The organism is Undibacterium sp. GW821-FHT11H02, assembly GCF_058808015.1.
On sequence record NZ_JBXARG010000001.1, the window covers coordinates 285,623 to 304,856 of the forward strand.

Here is a 19,234-nt window from a genome sequence, read left to right on the forward strand (position 1 = left end):
TGACAAACAAGGCAATCCAACATCATCAAAGCTTGATTGCCGATCGTTGAATTCCAGCCAAACTATCCAATATTTTCGATACCGTCTCTTGCACCATATTTTCAATACGCGGATCAACGCTGCCAGCATTCAACACAGACGAAGTATTTTTCAACTGCTGAATAGCATCCAACTGTAATAGATGCAGTTTCAATGCCTCAACATTCAAACGCAATTCAAGATCAAGTTCTTTTAACTGCCTATGCAATTGTGCTTCAAGCGCTTGTTCCAAATGCACACGCGCCTGCGCTAATTGCCCATCATCTGCCAGCCACACCGCTTGTTCACCTTTCGCTTGCATACTCGCTTGCAAACGATCAGTCGCGATTTGTTCTTGCTGGGTTTGTAGTTGCGCGTTGATCTGCTCTCGGTTTGCTATCTCCATACTATTAAATTGCAGATCTACATCGGTGGTCGATGTAAACTTCACCAAAATCGCGACCATTTCGATCGCAAAAAACCAAGTCAACCACCAAATCAATTGAAAACGTCGATTGGCATCATTCCGAACTAAATCAGCGACTGCTGCGAAATCTGCAGCAAAGCCTGATTGTGCCGCGAGAGTAATTTTTTTCTCTTGTGATTCGCTAAGTGCAAGCTCTTTTTGCTTAGCTTCACCGATGTGAGTTTGCACTTGCTTTTGCTCACTCAGCAGCACTTTCTTTTCGGCGTTTTTCTGTTGTTTCCATTCCAGCAGCTTCGTCATCACAACAGCTTCAGCAGCTTGACATGGTGCTTTTGCCACATTCAATTTTTGATTCAAAGCATCGATCTTGGCATCTAATAGGACATCCGGTGCATTGATGTTTTTCTGCGCCAACAAAGGTCGCAGTTGGCGTTGCAAAGCCAGATCTGTCTTAGCAAAAGCTTGCCAACACACTTTGGCTCTTTGTCGATAGGCTGCCAAATCAGGAGGATCGCTAGCGAGTAACAAATCGACTTGTTTGATCGCACCGTCCACACGCGTAGCATCATTGCGTAAGGCTGGCAAACCAACAGCTAATTGCGCTGACTGCACATTATCAATCAAGCGTGTCCTCGCCATCTCTCCTACTTTGACATCAATCTCTGCGCGATTACTTTCCACAAAAAAGGGATACACCATGGTCGACGCTGATAACAAAGCTAACAAACCGCGCCAGCTTAAACCGAATAATTTCTTCCACCATTCAGCATCCGCACGAATGCTAATCAACATTTGGCGCTCTAAACACCATTGAAAGACCGCCCAGATAAGACCTGCAACTGCGGCGCCCCAATTAGAAATAGTGCTCATGGTCGCCAACATATGTCCCATGCCGTAGCCAGAGAAAATCGCAAAGAAAATCACTAGCGAACCGATGCCATAGTACTTATGTCGGCCTCGAATAAAACGATAAGCGCCCAGCTGATCGCGCTCCTCCAATACTTCTACTGGTACGGCAGCGGATAAGGCTAAAAAACTTAAGGCGGCACGTCGCCACTGCCTATGGTCAGATGCGATGGCAGAATTTGCTGGAGCATGCATGATGACCTCACATATTGCGGAATAAAACCATGAAGGGCTGGCTGACGGTTAAAGTCTCTGGTCGCGTTTTCAACTTGACTATGCCCTTACCTGTATCGTCGCGTGCAATCGAGGCAATTGCTTTGAGATTGACGATAGTGGAGCGATGAATTTGCTTAAAGATATTCGCGTCAAGCAATTCGAGCAATTCGCGTATGGGTTTGCGCAATAGTGATTCGCCCTCAGCAGTCATGACCACCGTGTATTTATTGTCGGCTTTAAAGTACGCGACGTCATCGACCATGATCAATTTGGTTTCACTTCCAGAACTGGCGGTAAGCCAAACTAGCGGTTCATTTTTTTGAGTGCCTTGAAATGCCGCAATATTTCGGCTGTTTCCTATATTCAGCTGTTGCAACAAACCTGCGACCGCGTTCAATTCTTTCACTGCTCGATTTTGCAGACGCTGCACTGTGGCAGACAGGCGATCGTAGGTGACTGGTTTTAACAAGTAATCAATAGCGCCCTTTTCGAATGCATCTATCGCATATTGATCATATGCGGTAACAAATACGATTTGCGTCTGCGGACTGTGCTCTTTCATCGCTTCGGCAATGTCTATCCCACTCAAACCGGGCATACGAATATCCAAGAACGCTACATCCGGCTGATTTTCGATAATAGCTTCGAGCGCACTGGCGCCGTCATCACAAGCAGCGACGATTTCCAAGCCTGGCCATGCTTTGTTTAGCTGCTCTAAAAGTGCTTCTCGCAACAAACTTTCATCTTCGGCGACGACACATTTAGGCATGATGTTCTCCCTGGATAAATGTGGTGGGAACATTAATTGTGGCGGCAACCCCGTTCGGGAAATTTGCCACGATACCAAAACTAGCAGTATTGCCATACGCTAGTCGCAAACGCTCACGAACATTACGCAAACCAATACCGGTACCCGCACCTTCCACGCTAAAGCCGCGCCCATCATCTGCCACAGTTAATGCCACATTATTTTCATGTGCCCGTGCCAAAATCCAAATGGTGCCACCACCCGTCTGCGGTTCTAAGCCGTGCTTGATAGCATTTTCCACCAGGGTTTGTAGCATCATGCTAGGGAATAAAACTGGCTTTAAATAGTCGGGGACTTCAATTTGCACTTGCAGACGCGATCCCATGCGAATTTTCATAATATCGAGATAGGCACGTGTTCTTTCCAATTCCACGCCTATAGTCGATGGCGAGTCTTCGGTTTTTGGTAAAGAGTGGCGAAGATAAGTAATTAAATTGCCCAACATTTGATCCGCACTCGCAGGATCAGAGCGCGTCAAAATTTGCGCACTAGCCAAAGTGTTATACAAAAAATGCGGCTCAACTTGCGCGTGTAGTAGATTCAATTTGGCGACCGTCAATTCTTTCTCTGTCACCGTTTGCTGTGTGGCGGCCTTTTCGTTTTTACGTACTTCAGCAACACGGCGCGAGATCGCTCGTCCCAGTGCTAATGCATTTTCTAAATTAACCCCGCTATCTAATAGAAACCAATCCGTCCAGCCGGCTCGAGTTGGCTCACAAATCATCATGACGCTGCAAGCATCAACGCCAGGCGATACGGTCGCATAAATTTGGTTATCACCACCGGTCAGCCATTGTGTGACTGGCCATTTACTCCAAAATTCATCTTGAAATGGCGCAATGCGCTTGATCTTAGCGCGCACTTGCAGGCTATCAGCCGCACTATCGACCCGCTCCGCACCAGGCAATTCGCGAATCGATGCCTCAATCAAAGCAAATGCTGCGTTCGCATCCAAAGGTAGCTCAATTTGACGACGATGACGATTTGCCAGTGTGGTTGAATTCACAGGTTGATCAATTAAACGTACTCGATGAATATGTGAAAAAGCAGTCATTGCGGCAAAAAAAGTGCCTACCATCAAAAAGATGGGGACGACATTCGGTGGACTACTTCTAAACATGCCTTCGAAAACGACTAGCACAATTAACAAACCCAGCCCACCCCAAGCTATGCTGGTTCGCAGTACTAAAATTAAGCTACTCCACATTTTATTCTCCTGAAAATTCTATTAGTTCAACAAATCTATTCAATCCGATTGATACGAATGATTCCACACCTGCCATAACACCTGCGATGAGTGAAGAATAAAAGACTTATATTGAACACACTCGTATTATCCGATGAAAGACAAAAAATAGAGATAAAGCCGATAATTTACGGTGTGGACATGCCTGATTGATTTGACTTTAAGAACCGTCGGGTTAAACTGCCACTCAGAATATTATCCAAATACCCACATAACTATCATCAACATGAAACCATATCGCCGTCATTTTTTGCAACAAACGGCTTTCGCTAGCTTAACTATTTCTACTTGTTTAGCCACTGAACTAGCAAAAGCGAAAAATGGAAATGCAATGCGTTTAATTTTGCTTGGCACGGCTGGAGGCCCCACGCCTAAGAAAAATCGCGCCGCACCAGCACAAGTAATTTTAATCAACGAAGAAGCCTACATTATTGATTGCGGCAATGGCGTAGCTCAACAATTGGTTAAAGCGGGCATTAAATTATCAGCAATACGCCATGTATTTTTGACGCACCACCACTCCGATCACAATGCAGATTATGGCAACTTAATGCTATTGGCCTGGGCTGCTGATTTAAACCATCGCATAGACACTTATGGCCCACCACCTCTAAAACGAATGACTCAGCAATTTTTGACATTAAACGAATACGATATTCAAACTCGCATACGTGATGAAGGACGTCGTCCGCTCAAACAATTGATTTACACACATGAGTTTCAACATGATGGCGTCGTCATGCAAGACGAACATGTAAAGGTAAGCGTCGCTCGCGTAGTCCATCCCCCCGTAACACCGGCATTTGCCTACCGATTTGAACATCAAGGCAAAGTTATCGTAATTTCAGGTGATACCAGTTACTCGGAGAATCTAGTGCGATTAGCGCGAGGCGCTGACGTGTTAGTGCACGAAATCATGCATACGTCATCTTTAGACCGACTACTTGCGACGGAACCCAATGCGACGCGCTTAAAAGAACATTTACTAGCCAGCCATAGCACCGCACAACAAGTGGGACGAGTCGCAACTGAAGCAAAAGTCAAAAAACTCGTCTTATCGCATTTTGTTCCAGGCGGATATCCTTATTTGGAGGATAGCGTCTGGCTGGATGCTGTACGTCCCTATTTTGACGGAGAAATTATCGTCGGAAGTGATTTGATGGAGGTACCGATTTAGTGGCTCACTGATTCGCCTGCGGCAGAGCGATCGTTCTCAATTGAAAACGTCCATCTGAATTAAACAGCCAGGTTTCAACCATATCGAGCTTGCCTTGTTTTAAGAGTAGCGCTGGCGGTTGCGGAAATGGCTGAGCGTTGACCAAACTCGACAAAGCGGTCGTTTCAGTTTCTCTGTCCTTGTTGCTGCGCACTATGGCTTTACTCACTAAATTTCCTTGAGAATTAAGCGTAAATCTCAGTACTATCACCGAGCGTAACAGAGCCTGTGGATTGCCAGCATAAATTTTCGGTGCATTCACGCGGGACAGATGATTGGCCAATTCCAGCTGATAGGCAAGCAAAGTTTTGGCATTAGATTTCACTATCGTCTGCGGTTCAGGCTTGCTTGGAATTTTCTCAGGTATTTTAAGTTTCTCGACTGATGGATCAACTTTTGGTGCATCCGTCTTGGGTGCACCGCAAGCAGTCAATAATAAGCTAAAAATCAACAGGAGTCGGCGCAGTTTAGAGTTCATCACGATCCGCAAATTTACTTGCGTTCTCCTATTTTTTTCTGCATTAGTTCTTGCAGCAAAGCCGCAATATCACGCCGTTCAGATTCCACCGCAAAATCATAAGCGGTCCAGCCCAGCATATTTTTTAAAGAAATATCCGCACCTTCTGTAATCAGATATTGAACCACATTCATTTCACCTCGACGCGCTGCCAGCATCAATGGTGTGGTCTTATTCGGAGTTTCTGCGTCTATATACGCATAACGCTCTATCAACATCTTAACGATCTCAAGGTTTCCAACAACGGCAGCATAATGCAATGCTGTCCAGCCCTCTTGATTGACTTGTGCACCAGCGTCAATGAGCCGCTGCACTGTCTCTTTTTGTTCAAGATAAGCCGCTAACATCATCGCGGTATCACCATTCTTTGCACGTTGATCCAGTTGAATTTTTGGGTGTCTTAACAAGTAGTCGAAGACCCGCTGCGAGTTTTCTCGAACACTGATCATCAATAAAGTTTCACCGCGATCCGCCTCTGCCAAGTTGATATCGCCTTGTTGATCCGCATATTTTTTGATGGTGCTAACATCATCAAATCGGGTGGCATAAATGATTTTTTCTGCAGTCAAAAATGATGAAGGTGACTGCGCCCACAATGATGGCACGAAGAATAACAATGTTATCCAAACAGTAATTCGGCTGAGTGGGCTAAAGTAGCGCATGGATTTTCATATTCCTTAATTAACTCGTGCGAACTTAAAAAGATCAAAGAAGTTTTGCGTGGTTTGTTCTTGCACCTGCTTTAGTGGCAACTCCTTCAAGTCGGCCAAAAATTCACCCACATGCTTCACAAATCCAGGCTCATTCATTTTGCCGCGATGTGGAGCGGGTGCCAGATAAGGTGAGTCAGTTTCAATCAAGATACGCTCGATCGGCAGTGCTTTCGCCACCGCTTGCAAATCTTTTGCGCTCTTGAACGTCAAAATTCCCGAGAAAGAAATATAAAAACCCATCTCCACCGCAGCCTGCGCAACTTCCAATGACTCAGTAAAGCAATGCATGACACCTGCTACGCCGCCCTGATCGGTGCCCGCTCCCTCTTCCCGCATAATCCGTATCGTATCTTCTGAGGCTGCACGCGTGTGTATGATCAGGGGTTTGCGACTCAAACGCGATGCCCGGATATGCTGACGAAAACGCTCGCGTTGCCATTCCAAATCGCCCTTCAAACGAAAATAATCCAAGCCTGTTTCACCAATCGCAATGATCTTAGGATGTTGCGACAACTCGACCAAACGCTCGGCGCTAGGATCTTCGGTATTTTCATAATCAGGATGCACGCCTACCGAAGCGTAAATGTGCGGATACTGTTCCGCCAAAGCCAAGACTTGAGGAAAATCCGGCAAATCGACCGAAACGCACAAAGCATGTGTCACACCATTGTCCTCCATACGCTGCAATAGCTCAGGCATGCGCGCGGCCAATTCGGGAAAATTAATGTGGCAGTGAGAATCGATATACATGGTGAATTTTCCGGCAGAAATTGAACGCAATTAACTGAATGCGCTCAATAGTGTAAAGATTGCTAAGCGAATCACTTAAGAATGTTGAATAAGATTGAGTACAGCTTGCGCCGAAATACCCGCGGTGTCACGCAGCAAATCGTGATGCATGTCGGTAAAACGCTGCTTTAAACGCTTTTGCAAAGCCACGTCATTAAGTTGCTGCCATAAAGCGTCGGCCATATTCTGAGGCGTTGCAGCAGATTGTAAAAATTCTGGCACCAAAAAATCTTCCGCCATGATATTCGGCAAGCCTATCCAAGGCTGATAACCCATATGTTTTAGCACATGCCAAGATGCTGCCATCATTTTGTAGGCAATCACCATCGGTTTTTTAAATAGCGCTACTTCCAACGAGGCGGTTCCCGATGCGACCAAAACGACATCGGCAGCAGCAATCGCTGTGTGTGATTTGCCTTCCATGAGCAAAATTGGCACTTCATCTAATTGTGCTGCCAATACCAATTCCGAATAGTAAGCGCGTTGTTTCGCACCGACCATGGGTACCAAGAATTGCAAATGGGGGTCGCGTTGCAATAGTAATTTGGCTGTCGCAATGAACGCGATTGTATTATATTTAATCTCCGACATACGACTGCCAGGCAGGATAGTTACCACCCGCGCATCCATCTCCAGACCAAGCTCTTCACGCGCTGCTTCTACGTTGGGCTCCATAGGAATCACTTGCGCTAATGGGTGACCTACATAGGTCGCTGGAATGCCTGCTTTGCGATAGATTTCTTCCTCAAAGGGAAAGATCACCAACATGTGCGAAACCGCTTCAGCGATCTTCTTGATCCTGCCACCACGCCACGCCCAGATGGATGGACTAATGTAATGCATAGTCGGGATACCCGCACGCTTAAGCTGAACTTCCAGATCCAAATTAAAATCAGGCGCGTCAACGCCGATAAACACATTCGGCTTTTCATCCAACAATTGCGCCATCAATTGCTTACGGATACCCGAGATCTCACGATAGTGCATTAATACTTCAAACAATCCACGAACCGAGAGTTTCTCCATAGGAAAATCACTCTGAAATCCATACTCAGCCATGTGCTTACCGCCTATGCCGTGCATCAGAGACTCAGGCAATCGCGGACGCAAGCCCGATAACAAACGTGCAGCTAACATATCGCCAGAGGTTTCTCCGGCGACCATAGAGATGATGGGTCGAGTCACGGTGATTAACGCACTATGCCGCGGGTTGAGGTATCAAGGAACTGACGGAAGGAAGATATGTGCTCGGCGATATCTGCTGTTTGCGCTGCAATTTCCTTATCCAACTCGGCTTTCGCTTCATCCAAAGTCAAACCTGATTTGTACAAAGTCTTATAAGCCTGGCGTATCGCAGAAATTTGTTCACGACTGAATCCTCGACGCTTCAAGCCTTCAATATTGATGCCATGCGCAGCGGCAGGATTACCATTCAAGATAACAAACGGTGGCACATCTTGCGTCAAACTGGTACTCATACCAACCATCGCGTGCGCACCAATTTTGCAGAATTGATGGACGTTGGAGAAGCCGCCCAAAATTACCCAATCGCCAATATGGACATGACCCGCCAGGGCCGCATTATTTGCAAAAATCGTACGATTACCGACATGGCAATCATGGGCAATATGGACATAGGCCATAATCCAGTTATCGCTACCGACCCGCGTCACACCACCATCTTGCACAGTACCCAAATTAAAGGTGCAAAATTCCCGCACCACATTACGATCTCCAATTTCCAATAGAGTTGGCTCGCCTGCATATTTCTTGTCCTGCGGCGCAGCGCCTATCGATGAAAATTGAAAGAACTGATTATCTTTACCGATAGTTGTATGGCCTTCAATCACCACATGTGGTCCTATCTTGGTACCCGCATCAATACGCACATTGGGGCCAATAATTGAATAGGCACCTACTTCTACGCTGGAGTCGAGTTGTGCTTTTGGATCAACGATTGCGGTGGAATGAATAGCCATGTTTATGCTCCTGTGGAACCTGTCGCTGCAGCCACCTTGAGTTCATCGTTGGTCGTACGCAAAGTGCACATTAATTCAGCTTCTACGGCCAATTGACCGTCAACTGTTGCAACTGCTTTGTATTTCCAGATACCACGTGCAACACGTAAAATCTCTACATCCATTTTCAATTGATCGCCAGGACCAACCGGACGTTTGAAACGTACATTATCAATACCAACAAAATACACAATCGTATTCTCATCCGGCTTTTGACCCATGGTCAAGAAGGACAAGATGGCGGCGGTTTGCGCCATCGCTTCAACCATCAACACGCCAGGCATCACGGGTTTGTTTGGGAAGTGTCCGTTGAAAAACTCCTCATTGGCGGTGACGTTCTTGATTGCCGTGATCGTTTTACCACTTTCCCATGTCAACACGCGATCAACCAACAACATCGGATAGCGATGTGGCAGATACTGTTTAATCTGATTGATGTCCAAAGTTTTGTCGATATTTTCCATACTATTCTTCTGAGTTAGGGGTATTTGAATCTTGTATTAATGATGCTAAAGCCTGTGCTTTGACAGTCTTCTCCAATTGTTTCAGTTTGTCTCGCATGCTGTCGAGATTGCGTACGATTACGGCAGTTCTTTCCCAATCGGCATTCTTCGCCAATGGATAGAACCCCGTGTATTGGCCAGGCTCGTGAATCGAGCGAGAGACCATACTGCCCGACGAAATATGAACATTATCAACAATCGTCAAATGACCTAAGACCATAGCGGCACCGCCAAAAGTGCAGTTTTTGCCGATCTTGGCACTGCCCGCTACACCAACGCATCCTGCCATCGCCGTGTTTTCACCGATATGACAGTTATGACCGATTTGAATTTGATTGTCGAGCTTGACGCCATTTTCGATAATGGTATCTGCCAGAGCGCCACGGTCTATGCTGGTATTCGCACCGATCTCGACATCATCTCCGATCACCACGCGACCCGTTTGTGGAATCTTAATCCACTTGCCTTTTTCATTCGCAAAACCAAAACCATCCGCGCCAATCACCGCACCAGAATGGATAATGCAACGCTGACCGATAATGCAATCGTTATAGATACTGACATTCGCATTAATTTGACTACAATCACCTATCGCGACGCCACGACCGACTGAAACGCCAGCAGCAATGACAACATGTTCACCAATAACTGCGCCGGCTTCAATTGAGGCATGAGCAGCAATACTTGCGGTCGCAGCGACTTGCGCTTGCGGACTCACCCACGCTGAAGGATGAATACCTTGCACGGCAGCGATAGTATTCAAATCAAAAAAATACTGCGCAGCCTTGGCGAAATACACGTAAGGATTAGCCGTGATTATGCGCGCGCCTTGATAGGCGTTAGCCATCTGCTGATGATCTTGTTCTGACAAAATCAAAGCGATCGCTTGAGTCTTTTCCGCTTGCGATCTGAATTTGGAATTAGAAAGGAAGGTGATATGACGATCGCTCGCATCACTTAATGGGGCAATGCCGACGACCTGAATATCAGGATTACCAATTAACTGACCACCGAAGCGATCGACTAACTCCCCTAGTCGAATGCTTTTATTTGTCATTTTTATTTGGAAAGTGCTTTCAGTACTTTATCTGTAATGTCGATGCGTGGATTGATGTAAGCAGCGTCTTGTACTACCAGATCAATCTTTTCAGCTTCCGCAATTTGTTTTACGACTTTTAAAGCACGCTCCGCTAAGGCGTTTAACTCTTCTTGCTTACGCTGGCCTAAGTCTTCGTTAAAGATACGCTGCTTACGATTAAATTCCTGATCGAGGTCGGTTAACTCACGCTGGCGTTTAATGCGATCTGAATCGGACAAACCTGGCGCGTCTTTTTCGAATCGACGTACCAATCCACGCCAACGTTCATTTATTTCATCCAACTCTTTTTTTCGGCGGGAAAACTCTTGCTCAATCTTCGAAGTTGCAACTTTAGCCGGCAAAGATTCATTCAAAACACGCTGGCCATCGAAGAATGCAACGCGAAAATCCTGTGCCTGCACCTGAGCCATCGCCACCAGAGAAACCACCGCGAATAATCCTCGGCGTAAGAATTTGGACGGATAAGATATTTGATTCAAAATATTCTCCACATTACAAACTTCGAAATTGCGAACTACACATAAGACAAACTCGAACCAGAAAGGCAATGCAAGTCGCACCCAATTAGAAACCCGTTCCCATCGTAAACTGGAAGCCTTGACGCCTATCTTCAGGTTTAGCATTTAATGCCTTACCAAAGCTCAATTTTAATGGTCCCATAGGAGAAATCCAACTAATACCCATACCGACGGAAGTTCTCAAATCCTGCGCGCGGATTTTTTGACCTTCATCAAAAACGTTACCAACGTCGAAGAAGGTGAACCAACGCAAAGATTTATCCGCACCCGGGAATGGAATTTGCAATTCCACATTACCAACCAAACGTGTTGCACCACCCAAAGTATCGCCGCGCGGATCCTTAGTACCTAGAGATCCAGGCTCGTAGCCACGGACGGAACCAATACCACCAGCATAGAAATTCTTAAATACAGGATACGGTTTTCCAGCTAAGCCATGACCGTAATTGATCTCACCATTCATCGCCAAAATCACTGAACGATAAATTGGTTTGAAATATTCATGTTTATAAATCGCACGATAGTACTTAAATTCGCCAAATGCAGAAACCTCAAAATTAATCCTTTGATAGCGACCAATCGATGGCGTTAAAACGTTATCGCGACTGTCACGTTGCCATGCCGCGGATAAAGGAATCGAATTATTCGTTGCGGAACCTACACCCCATAAAGGATTAGTCGTATCCTTAATCACATCCTTGCCACCAAAGTCGGCTACATATTTTAAATAGCGGTACGGACTGTCGGTGTAAGTATCAATCTTAGAGCGCTCCAGACCGATACCAAAAAATACGGTATCAAGTTCTGAGAATGGCACGCCATAACGCAGATTACCGCCCGATGACTGAATACGGTAGTAACCATACGAGCCAATTGGGGGCAATGAAGTACGGACATAAGCATCAATACTACGGCTAATACCATCATCGGTCGCATACGGATCGACGTGAGTTAAGGCGATGGTGCGATTATATTTACTGGTATTAATATCAAGACCAATGGTATCGCCACTACCGAAAGCATTCACTTGCTGAATCGAGCCAGTAATCGTCACTTTTTCCGCACTGGAATAACCCGCGCCCAACATGATATTACCTGTAGGTTTCTCAGTGACTGTCAAATTCACATCAACCTGATCGGTACTGGTAGGCACTTCTGGAGTGTCGATAGTAACTTCTTTGAAGAAGCCTAAATATTCAACACGGTCGCGTGAAATCTTAATTTTTTCACCGTCATACCATGAACTTTCAAATTGGCGGAACTCACGACGAATGACTTCGTCGCGTGTCCGCGTATTGCCGGCCAAATTGATACGACGTACATAAACACGTTTTCCTGGATCAACGAACACGGTAAATGCGACTTCTTTTTTCTCTTTATCAATCAAAGGATTAGGATTGACGTTAGCGAAGGCATAACCAAAGTTACCCATACGATCGGTAATCCGTTTCGTACTATCCGTCAAACGTGCAGCATTATAGGTATCGCCTTTTTTCAGCAACAGTAAAGAGGCCAGCTCCTCTTCGCGACCAAAGGTCTCGCCTTCAATCTTAACGTCAGAGACAGTGTATTTGTCACCCTCATCGATATTAATTGTGATGTAAATTTGTTTTTTATCAGGCGTGATAGAAATCTGTGTGGAGGAAATTTGCATTTCCAGATATCCGCGATTTTGATAAAAGGAACGTATCGTCTCGATGTCACCTGAAAGTTTTTGCTTAGAATATTGATCTGCTTTTGAATACCAGCTAAACCATGTTGGTGTACTTAACGCCAACAATTCTTTCAATTCACCGTCAGAAAACGCCTTATTACCGATTATATTGATTTGCGCGATCTTAGCGACATCGCCTTCATCCACCGCAAAAGTGACATTGACACGATTACGTTCAATTGGGGTAATGGTAGTCGTGATTTGAGCTCCGTACAAACCACGTGACAAGTATTGCTTTTTCAATTCTTGTTCAGCTCGATCCACCGTCGCTTTATCAAAAATACGAGTTTCGCCTACACCAATATCTTTTAAAGCTTTGACCAACTGGTCTTTTTCAAATTCTTTGGTGCCTGTGAAATCCACAGTAGAAATAGTAGGACGTTCATCTAATAAGACAATCAGAACACCATCTTCCACTTCAATCTGTACGTCTTTAAAAAAGCCAGTGGCAAACAAGGCTTTAATCGTCGCAACACTTTTTGCATCATTAAAGACTTCACCAACGCGCACTGGCAGGTAACTGAAGACCGTACCGGCTTCAGTTCTTTGCAGACCTTCAACGCGGATGTCTTTAACAGTAAATGGTTCGATCGCGGCCGCTTGACCGGAACACAGAGCTAATGCAGCAAGTGCAAGGAGATGACGAGGGAAAGCTGGCAAAGTAAATTTCTCAAATTGTAATTTCATTGGGGTTTTTTCAGTCTCAATATTTCTACCTGGTTGCTACTCATTTGCATAAAACTCAAGCCTGTGAACTTGAATTTAGATTTGCGCTTGAATCAAACTGAGTATTATGACATTAGTCGGACAATATCATTAAAAAAAGCAACAACCATCAAACACAACAATACAGCTAGCCCTCCTCGCTGCGCCATTTCTGCATATTTATCTGGAATTGGCTTCCCAGTTAAAACTTCCAGCGAATAATACAACAAATGCCCCCCGTCTAGCACAGGTATAGGCAGCAAATTCATGACACCAAGGCTAATACTGATTAACGCAATGAAACTAATATAGCTAATCAGCCCAATTCTGGCAGTTTGCCCCGCATAGTCAGCGATTGTCAGTGGGCCAGTAATATTTTTCCAGGAGACATCGCCCAGTAACATATTTCCTATCATTTTCAATGTCATTACACTAGTTTGCCAAGTTTTGGATGCTCCTTTGGCAATCGCATCGAGGCCACCATAAGTGATGGTAGTCATTTGCACATCGCTACTTGGACGTACTTGAATACGCCCGATGATCTTGCCGTTCTCTTGCTTGGAATCGGGTGTAATTTGGACTTCGAATTCTTGCTTTGCACCACTTACCAGCATTGTTAAAGTTTTGCCCGGTGATGCACTAATTACTTCAACTAACTCAAGGCCATCGAGTATCTTTCTGTCGTCAATTTCAAGTATCTGATCACCGGCTTGCAAGCCCGCCTTTGCTGCAGGGCCATTTGGCGTCACTTCCTGTATCGTGGCCGCACCTCTGAACAGACCAATGCCCATTTTACTCAGAAAGTCCGCTTCCAGATCACTTGCACTCAATTGACTAGTTGGTAGTTTAATTTCTAATTGATCCATGCTCGTTGCCCGATCACGATTCGGGCGCTCAAAAGCAATTATCACATCCTGCTTATTTAGCCCTTTTTGCATTAATTTCCAACGCATATCGGACCATGACTGCACAGTCTCACCATCAATGCGCAGAATATGATCGCCGTGGCGTAGACCGGATTGATAGGCTATAGAACTTTGTGAGGCAATACGAATCTTAGCGATGGGATCTGCAATGCCCACCATAAATAAGGCAGAAAACAAAACGATCGCCAACAAGAAATTCGCAACTGGCCCAGCTGCCACGATGGCGATACGCTGCCAAACCGACTTACCAGAAAAATCTTCACGCAAATCATCTTCCGTCATCTCCGACTTAGGTAGCTCACGTGAATCCAACATCTTCACATAACCACCAAGGGGAATCGCTGAAATCGTCCACTCAGTCGGGCTATTTCCAAATTTTTTAATGAAGAGCGGTTTTCCCATTCCGACGGAAAAACGCAGGACTCTAACTCCACACCAACGGGCAAGCAAAAAATGGCCCAGTTCGTGAAAAATAATTAAGCTACCAAGGGCAAAAACAAATGCCAGTGCGGTCTGTAACTTCTCCATAGCTTAGTGCCTCAATTGAGAAATGTAACTATGCGCCACCTGCCGCGCTTCAAAGTCGATCTCGAATATCGCCTCTAGTGTATCGACCGCTTGCACTGGAATTTTTTCTAAGGCATGTGCGATAACTGTTTCTATTTGCATAAAACCGAGCGCAGAATTCAAGAACGCATCGACCGCAACTTCGTTGACGGCGTTCAATACCACGGGCGCAGAAGCACCGGCGCGCAAAGCCTCATAAGCCAATCGCAAACACGGAAAACGTTGCAAATCTGGCTGATAAAAATTCAGTTGCAAAAATTTACTCAAATCTAAAGCTTCCACGCCCGACGCAATACGTTCTGGATAAGCCAAACCATAAGCAATCGGGGTGCGCATATCAGGATTCCCTAATTGCGCTAGCAAAGAGCCATCCTCATACGACACCATGGAGTGAACCAGACTTTGTGGATGAATTAATACCTCGATTTTGTCAGCTGTAGCACCAAATAACCAATGTGCCTCAATAACTTCCAAGCCCTTGTTCATCATACTAGCTGAATCAACAGAGATCTTGCGTCCCATAACCCAATTCGGATGCGCAATAGCTTGTTCTGGCGTGACACTATGCAATGAGGCAACGTCCCGATTTAAAAATGGGCCACCCGATGCCGTCAGTATTATTTTAGAGATCCCACTACCTGCAAGATCTCGCTGAAATCCGACCGGCAAACACTGAAAAATTGCATTGTGTTCACTGTCTATTGGCAACAAGATAGCACCACTTTGTCGCACGGCATCGATAAATAATTGCCCCGACATCACCAGTGCTTCTTTGTTTGCCAGTAAGATACGTTTACCAGCCCGCGCTGCGGCTAAAGAAGCTGGTAATCCGGCCGCCCCAACTATCGCGGCCATCACTACGTCACACTCAGACGCACTGGCTACTTCACACAACGACTGCGCGCCATATAAGACACTGGTGTTGGGCGAGACCTGACTCAGCCTATGTTCCAGTTGTTGGGCTAAGTCTGCGGTTGCGACCACGGCGTAAGTCGGCTGAAATACAGCGCATTGCTGCGCAAGCTTTTCGATTTGCGTGTGCGCTGTTAAGGCAAAAACCTGATAGCGCTCAGGATGACGGGCAATCACGTCTAAAGTGGAAACGCCGATAGAACCTGTCGCGCCTAGAATGCAAATTTGTTGTTTAAGCATAAATCTCGCTTTATCAAGCTGTCATTGTGGCTAAGTGTTTCAGTTGCTGTGCAAAATTGCACGATCACCTAGACTACTTATAGGTTCCAAACTGACACTAATAAAGCCGCCAATGGTAAAACAGGAATTAAAGCATCAATCCGATCTAAAACCCCCCCGTGTCCTGGCAATAGGTGACTGCTGTCTTTAAACCCTATACGACGCTTGAGTAAAGATTCAAACAAATCGCCGATCACGCTTGCTACTGAAATCAGGCACATACTGATTATCATGACTAAGCCGCCCTGGCTAACATAAATTTTGTGCGGTAAGCTGTCATGCAGCACTGGAACTAAAACGCAAAGCACGGCGAACAGAATCACAACCATCGCTCCACCAATGGCGCCCTCCCATGACTTGCCCGGAGAGATGCTTGGTGCCAATTTACGCTTCCCAATTGCCTTGCCAATAAAGTAAGCACCACTATCGGCGATCCAAACCAGTACTAAGGTCGACAACAGCAATTTACTTGATTTGCCAAACAAGAAATTCATCGCAATAAAGCAACCAAAGATAGCGACCGCATAAACGCCGCTAATCAAACCACTGGCAAAACTGGTAATTGAGGGCAAGCCAAATTTCAGACTAGGGATTAGGCCAAACACCCAGAAAAGTACGCATACAGTGAATAAAGTAGGCAAGGAAAAGGTAGTCGTCTGCAAAGACAAATACGCGAAAGCCAAAGCCCACACAACAGAAATCGGAATGGCTCCCGGCTTATTGAAAAGGCGCTGACTCTCCCACATCGCCGCCGCTAAAAATAGCGCTGCTGCCGCGGTAAAAGCCATAGGAGAGCCCGACATCAAAATCGGGATCAAAATACTTAGCAAGACAAGAGCCGTGATAACGCGTGTTTTTAGCATAATGGCGAATATTACTCGTTAGGTAGACATTAAGAGGACAAATAAGTTAATTTTGAGCCGCCAACAAATCCCGTCAGGATTGACGAACTAGCTTGCGGACTCTGCAGCGACCTGCGCACTTGTGCGCCCGAAACGACGCTCTCTGGTTTGATAAGAATGTATCGCCTCGTCTAATGCCTTGGCATTAAAATCAGGCCAAAAAGTATCCGTAAAATATAGTTCAGTGTAAGCCAACTGCCACAATAAGAAGTTGGAAATACGCGTTTCACCGCCAGTACGTATGAACAAATCTGGCTCCGGCGCATAGGCCATAGACAAATGTGACTCCAGCATTTCTTCGGTGATTGCAGTTACAGCTTCTCCTTCAGACGTCAACTTATTAAGCGCCTGAACAATATCCCAGCGACCACCATAATTAGCGCAAATCGTTACGGTTAGTCGTGTATTTGCCGCGGTCAATTCTTGTGCCTGTTGTATCGCCACTTGCAATGGCAAATCGAAGCGAGACAAATCACCGACAATTTTTAAGCGAATATTATTGTCATGCATCTTCTTAACTTCTTTTTCCAAAGCAGTCACAAAAAGACGCATCAACAAAGACACTTCGTCGGCAGGACGCCGCCAGTTTTCAGAACTAAAAGCAAATAAAGTCAGAAACTTTATTTCACGTTTTATGCAGGCTTCAACGATGCCACGCACCGCATCAACACCTTTAACATGCCCCGCGACACGTGGTAGAAATCGCTTAGTAGCCCAACGCCCATTGCCATCCATGATAATGGCAATGTGCTTCGGCATCAGTCCCGCATCAGGAACTGTTTTCGTTGAGCTTGAATGATTCATGAAACTCCAGAATTGGACAAAAAGAAAAAAGAAACCCGATGCTTAAACGGTCAACACTTCTTTTTCTTTTTCAGCCAAAAGCTTGTCGACTTCTGCAACAAACTTATCTGTCAACTTCTGGATATCATCTTGCGCACGGCGCTCATCATCTTCAGAAATATCCTTGTCTTTCAACAGCTTTTTCAACGACTCATTCGCATCGCGACGAATATTACGCACCGCGATTTTGGCATCTTCACCTTCCGTCTTAACCAATTTCACCATTTCTTTACGACGCTCTTCGGTCAAAGGTGGTGTCGGCACACGAATCAAATCACCTTGTGAGGCTGGATTCAAACCCAGATCGGATTCACGAATCGCTTTTTCGATCACGTTTAACATTTTCTTTTCCCATGGTTGCACACCGATAGTACGAGAATCGATCAAAGTGATGTTCGCGACTTGCGAAATATTTGTCGGCGAACCGTAATAATCTACCATCACGTGATCCAGAATACCTGGATGAGCACGACCGGTACGAACCTTAGACAAATCTGCCTTTAAGGTCTCAATCGATTTTTGCATGCGCTGATCTGCGCTACTTTTAACACTGGCAACTGTCATGATTTACTCCTGAACTAAATGAGAACGAGAGCACTCGCTCTCATTGATCTCGAAACAAATGAAGTTTGGTGAATCAACCAAGTTCACCTTGCAATCCGAAACGGCGCATTATACGTGGACTAAGGTACCTTCGTCTCCACCCATAATCAGATTTTTCAAAGCACCTGGCTTCACAATAGAAAATACTTTAATCGGCAACTTCTGATCACGACATAAAGCGAAAGCCGTCGCATCCATCACTTGCAAATGACGTGAGATCGCTTCATCAAATGAGATGGTGGTGTAACGAGTGGCGGTTGGATCTTTTTTGGGATCTGCCGTATAGACGCCATCTACTTTCGTCGCTTTCAAGACCAATTCAGCACCGATCTCTGAACCGCGCAAGGCGGCTGCCGTATCCGTCGTAAAGAAAGGATTGCCCGTACCTGCAGCAAAAATAACAACCTTACCTTCTTCCAAATATTGCAAAGCTTTTGGACGCACATAAGGCTCAACAACCTGTTCAATTGCGATTGCAGACATTACGCGGGCTGTAATACCAACCTGGCGCATCGCATCACCTAAAGCAAGGGAATTCATCACAGTCGCCAACATACCCATGTAATCGGCGGTTGCTCGGTCCATGCCTTGCGCACCAGGCGCTACCCCACGGAAAATATTACCGCCGCCAATCACGATGGCTAATTCAACGCCCATACGCGAAACTTCAGCGACATCAGCCACCATACGCTCAATGGTGGCGCGATTGATGCCGTAGGCATCATCACCCATTAAAGCCTCACCAGAGAGTTTTAAAAGCACACGCTTATAAGCTGGTTTAGTCACGAT

General features: G+C 45.6%; 19 protein-coding genes. 1 reads left to right on the forward strand and 18 read right to left on the reverse strand.

Annotation, left to right across the window (positions count from 1 at the left end):
- Positions 1-25 precede the first annotated feature (25 nt).
- Genes AC1RR2_RS01235 through AC1RR2_RS01245 form a run of 3 tightly spaced genes read right to left on the reverse strand, consistent with a single transcriptional unit; the run spans position 26 to position 3,582 of the window.
- Positions 26-1,546 (reverse strand): DUF4407 domain-containing protein, encoded by a 1,521-nt coding sequence (locus AC1RR2_RS01235; protein WP_493220479.1) that lies wholly within the window; start codon positions 1,544-1,546, stop codon positions 26-28.
- A 7-nt stretch (positions 1,547-1,553) separates the two neighbouring features.
- A complete protein-coding gene (locus AC1RR2_RS01240; protein ID WP_493220480.1) occupies positions 1,554-2,336 on the reverse strand; it encodes a LytR/AlgR family response regulator transcription factor in 783 nt (260 codons plus the stop codon).
- Positions 2,329-3,582 (reverse strand): sensor histidine kinase, encoded by a 1,254-nt coding sequence (locus AC1RR2_RS01245; RefSeq protein ID WP_493220481.1) that lies wholly within the window; start codon positions 3,580-3,582, stop codon positions 2,329-2,331. The genes AC1RR2_RS01240 and AC1RR2_RS01245 overlap by 8 nt, the downstream gene beginning before the upstream one ends.
- Before the next feature lie 265 nt (positions 3,583-3,847).
- On the opposite strand from AC1RR2_RS01245, the gene AC1RR2_RS01250 reads away from it, so the two are divergent.
- Positions 3,848-4,798, forward strand: a complete 951-nt coding sequence (locus tag AC1RR2_RS01250; RefSeq protein ID WP_493220482.1) for an MBL fold metallo-hydrolase — start codon at positions 3,848-3,850, stop codon at positions 4,796-4,798.
- Between the two features lie 4 nt (positions 4,799-4,802).
- Here the strand turns inward: AC1RR2_RS01250 and AC1RR2_RS01255 are convergent, their stop codons facing one another.
- The 15 genes from AC1RR2_RS01255 to pyrH form a co-directional block, all read right to left on the reverse strand.
- Positions 4,803-5,315 carry an energy transducer TonB family protein gene (locus AC1RR2_RS01255; RefSeq protein WP_493220483.1) on the reverse strand — a complete coding sequence of 171 codons (513 nt, stop codon included), beginning with the start codon at positions 5,313-5,315 and terminating at the stop codon, positions 4,803-4,805.
- A gap of 14 nt (positions 5,316-5,329) precedes the next feature.
- Positions 5,330-6,016: an ankyrin repeat domain-containing protein gene (locus AC1RR2_RS01260; RefSeq protein WP_493220484.1), complete on the reverse strand. Its 687-nt coding sequence runs from the start codon at positions 6,014-6,016 to the stop codon at positions 5,330-5,332.
- Positions 6,017-6,031: 15 nt separating this feature from the next.
- Entirely contained in the window at positions 6,032-6,817 is a 786-nt protein-coding gene (locus AC1RR2_RS01265) for a TatD family hydrolase (protein WP_493220485.1), read from the reverse strand.
- 75 nt (positions 6,818-6,892) lie between these two features.
- Positions 6,893-8,041, reverse strand: a complete 1,149-nt coding sequence (lpxB, locus tag AC1RR2_RS01270) for a lipid-A-disaccharide synthase (RefSeq protein WP_493220486.1) — start codon at positions 8,039-8,041, stop codon at positions 6,893-6,895.
- 5 nt (positions 8,042-8,046) lie between these two features.
- Positions 8,047-8,835, reverse strand: a complete 789-nt coding sequence (gene lpxA / locus AC1RR2_RS01275; protein WP_493220487.1) for an acyl-ACP--UDP-N-acetylglucosamine O-acyltransferase — start codon at positions 8,833-8,835, stop codon at positions 8,047-8,049.
- 2 nt (positions 8,836-8,837) lie between these two features.
- Complete coding sequence (gene fabZ / locus AC1RR2_RS01280) at positions 8,838-9,338, reverse strand: 3-hydroxyacyl-ACP dehydratase FabZ (protein WP_493220488.1); 501 nt, start codon at positions 9,336-9,338, stop codon at positions 8,838-8,840.
- A gap of 1 nt (position 9,339) precedes the next feature.
- Entirely contained in the window at positions 9,340-10,434 is a 1,095-nt protein-coding gene (gene lpxD / locus AC1RR2_RS01285; protein WP_493220489.1) for a UDP-3-O-(3-hydroxymyristoyl)glucosamine N-acyltransferase, read from the reverse strand.
- A gap of 2 nt (positions 10,435-10,436) precedes the next feature.
- Entirely contained in the window at positions 10,437-10,955 is a 519-nt protein-coding gene (locus AC1RR2_RS01290; protein WP_493220490.1) for an OmpH/Skp family outer membrane protein, read from the reverse strand.
- A gap of 85 nt (positions 10,956-11,040) precedes the next feature.
- On the reverse strand, positions 11,041-13,395 hold the full coding sequence (bamA, locus tag AC1RR2_RS01295) for an outer membrane protein assembly factor BamA (RefSeq protein ID WP_493220491.1): 2,355 nt from the start codon (positions 13,393-13,395) through the stop codon (positions 11,041-11,043).
- 104 nt (positions 13,396-13,499) lie between these two features.
- Complete coding sequence (rseP, locus tag AC1RR2_RS01300; protein ID WP_493220492.1) at positions 13,500-14,867, reverse strand: RIP metalloprotease RseP; 1,368 nt, start codon at positions 14,865-14,867, stop codon at positions 13,500-13,502.
- Positions 14,868-14,870: 3 nt separating this feature from the next.
- The gene (gene ispC / locus AC1RR2_RS01305; protein ID WP_493220493.1) at positions 14,871-16,058 is read right to left on the reverse strand and encodes a 1-deoxy-D-xylulose-5-phosphate reductoisomerase; all 1,188 of its coding nucleotides are present in this window, start codon (positions 16,056-16,058) and stop codon (positions 14,871-14,873) included.
- 77 nt (positions 16,059-16,135) lie between these two features.
- Entirely contained in the window at positions 16,136-16,960 is an 825-nt protein-coding gene (locus tag AC1RR2_RS01310; RefSeq protein ID WP_493220494.1) for a phosphatidate cytidylyltransferase, read from the reverse strand.
- 87 nt (positions 16,961-17,047) lie between these two features.
- On the reverse strand, positions 17,048-17,803 hold the full coding sequence (gene uppS / locus AC1RR2_RS01315) for a polyprenyl diphosphate synthase (protein WP_493220495.1): 756 nt from the start codon (positions 17,801-17,803) through the stop codon (positions 17,048-17,050).
- Between the two features lie 42 nt (positions 17,804-17,845).
- The gene (frr, locus tag AC1RR2_RS01320; protein WP_186942319.1) at positions 17,846-18,406 is read right to left on the reverse strand and encodes a ribosome recycling factor; all 561 of its coding nucleotides are present in this window, start codon (positions 18,404-18,406) and stop codon (positions 17,846-17,848) included.
- A gap of 108 nt (positions 18,407-18,514) precedes the next feature.
- A complete protein-coding gene (gene pyrH, locus AC1RR2_RS01325; RefSeq protein WP_422995054.1) occupies positions 18,515-19,231 on the reverse strand; it encodes a UMP kinase in 717 nt (238 codons plus the stop codon).
- Between the last annotated feature and the right edge of the window lie 3 nt (positions 19,232-19,234).

Bases quoted from the DNA above. Each gene is read 5' to 3' on its own strand.
- AC1RR2_RS01235 (WP_493220479.1), bottom strand. From the start codon at position 1,546: ATGCATGCTCCAGCAAATTCTGCCATCGCATCTGACCATAGGCAGTGG.
- AC1RR2_RS01240 (WP_493220480.1), bottom strand. From the start codon at position 2,336: ATGCCTAAATGTGTCGTCGCCGAAGATGAAAGTTTGTTGCGAGAAGCA.
- AC1RR2_RS01245 (WP_493220481.1), bottom strand. From the start codon at position 3,582: ATGTGGAGTAGCTTAATTTTAGTACTGCGAACCAGCATAGCTTGGGGT.
- AC1RR2_RS01250 (WP_493220482.1), top strand. From the start codon at position 3,848: ATGAAACCATATCGCCGTCATTTTTTGCAACAAACGGCTTTCGCTAGC.
- AC1RR2_RS01255 (WP_493220483.1), bottom strand. From the start codon at position 5,315: ATGAACTCTAAACTGCGCCGACTCCTGTTGATTTTTAGCTTATTATTG.
- AC1RR2_RS01260 (WP_493220484.1), bottom strand. From the start codon at position 6,016: ATGCGCTACTTTAGCCCACTCAGCCGAATTACTGTTTGGATAACATTG.
- AC1RR2_RS01265 (WP_493220485.1), bottom strand. From the start codon at position 6,817: ATGTATATCGATTCTCACTGCCACATTAATTTTCCCGAATTGGCCGCG.
- lpxA (WP_493220487.1), bottom strand. From the start codon at position 8,835: ATGGCTATTCATTCCACCGCAATCGTTGATCCAAAAGCACAACTCGAC.
- fabZ (WP_493220488.1), bottom strand. From the start codon at position 9,338: ATGGAAAATATCGACAAAACTTTGGACATCAATCAGATTAAACAGTAT.
- lpxD (WP_493220489.1), bottom strand. From the start codon at position 10,434: ATGACAAATAAAAGCATTCGACTAGGGGAGTTAGTCGATCGCTTCGGT.
- bamA (WP_493220491.1), bottom strand. From the start codon at position 13,395: ATGAAATTACAATTTGAGAAATTTACTTTGCCAGCTTTCCCTCGTCAT.
- rseP (WP_493220492.1), bottom strand. From the start codon at position 14,867: ATGGAGAAGTTACAGACCGCACTGGCATTTGTTTTTGCCCTTGGTAGC.
- ispC (WP_493220493.1), bottom strand. From the start codon at position 16,058: ATGCTTAAACAACAAATTTGCATTCTAGGCGCGACAGGTTCTATCGGC.
- AC1RR2_RS01310 (WP_493220494.1), bottom strand. From the start codon at position 16,960: ATGCTAAAAACACGCGTTATCACGGCTCTTGTCTTGCTAAGTATTTTG.
- uppS (WP_493220495.1), bottom strand. From the start codon at position 17,803: ATGAATCATTCAAGCTCAACGAAAACAGTTCCTGATGCGGGACTGATG.
- frr (WP_186942319.1), bottom strand. From the start codon at position 18,406: ATGACAGTTGCCAGTGTTAAAAGTAGCGCAGATCAGCGCATGCAAAAA.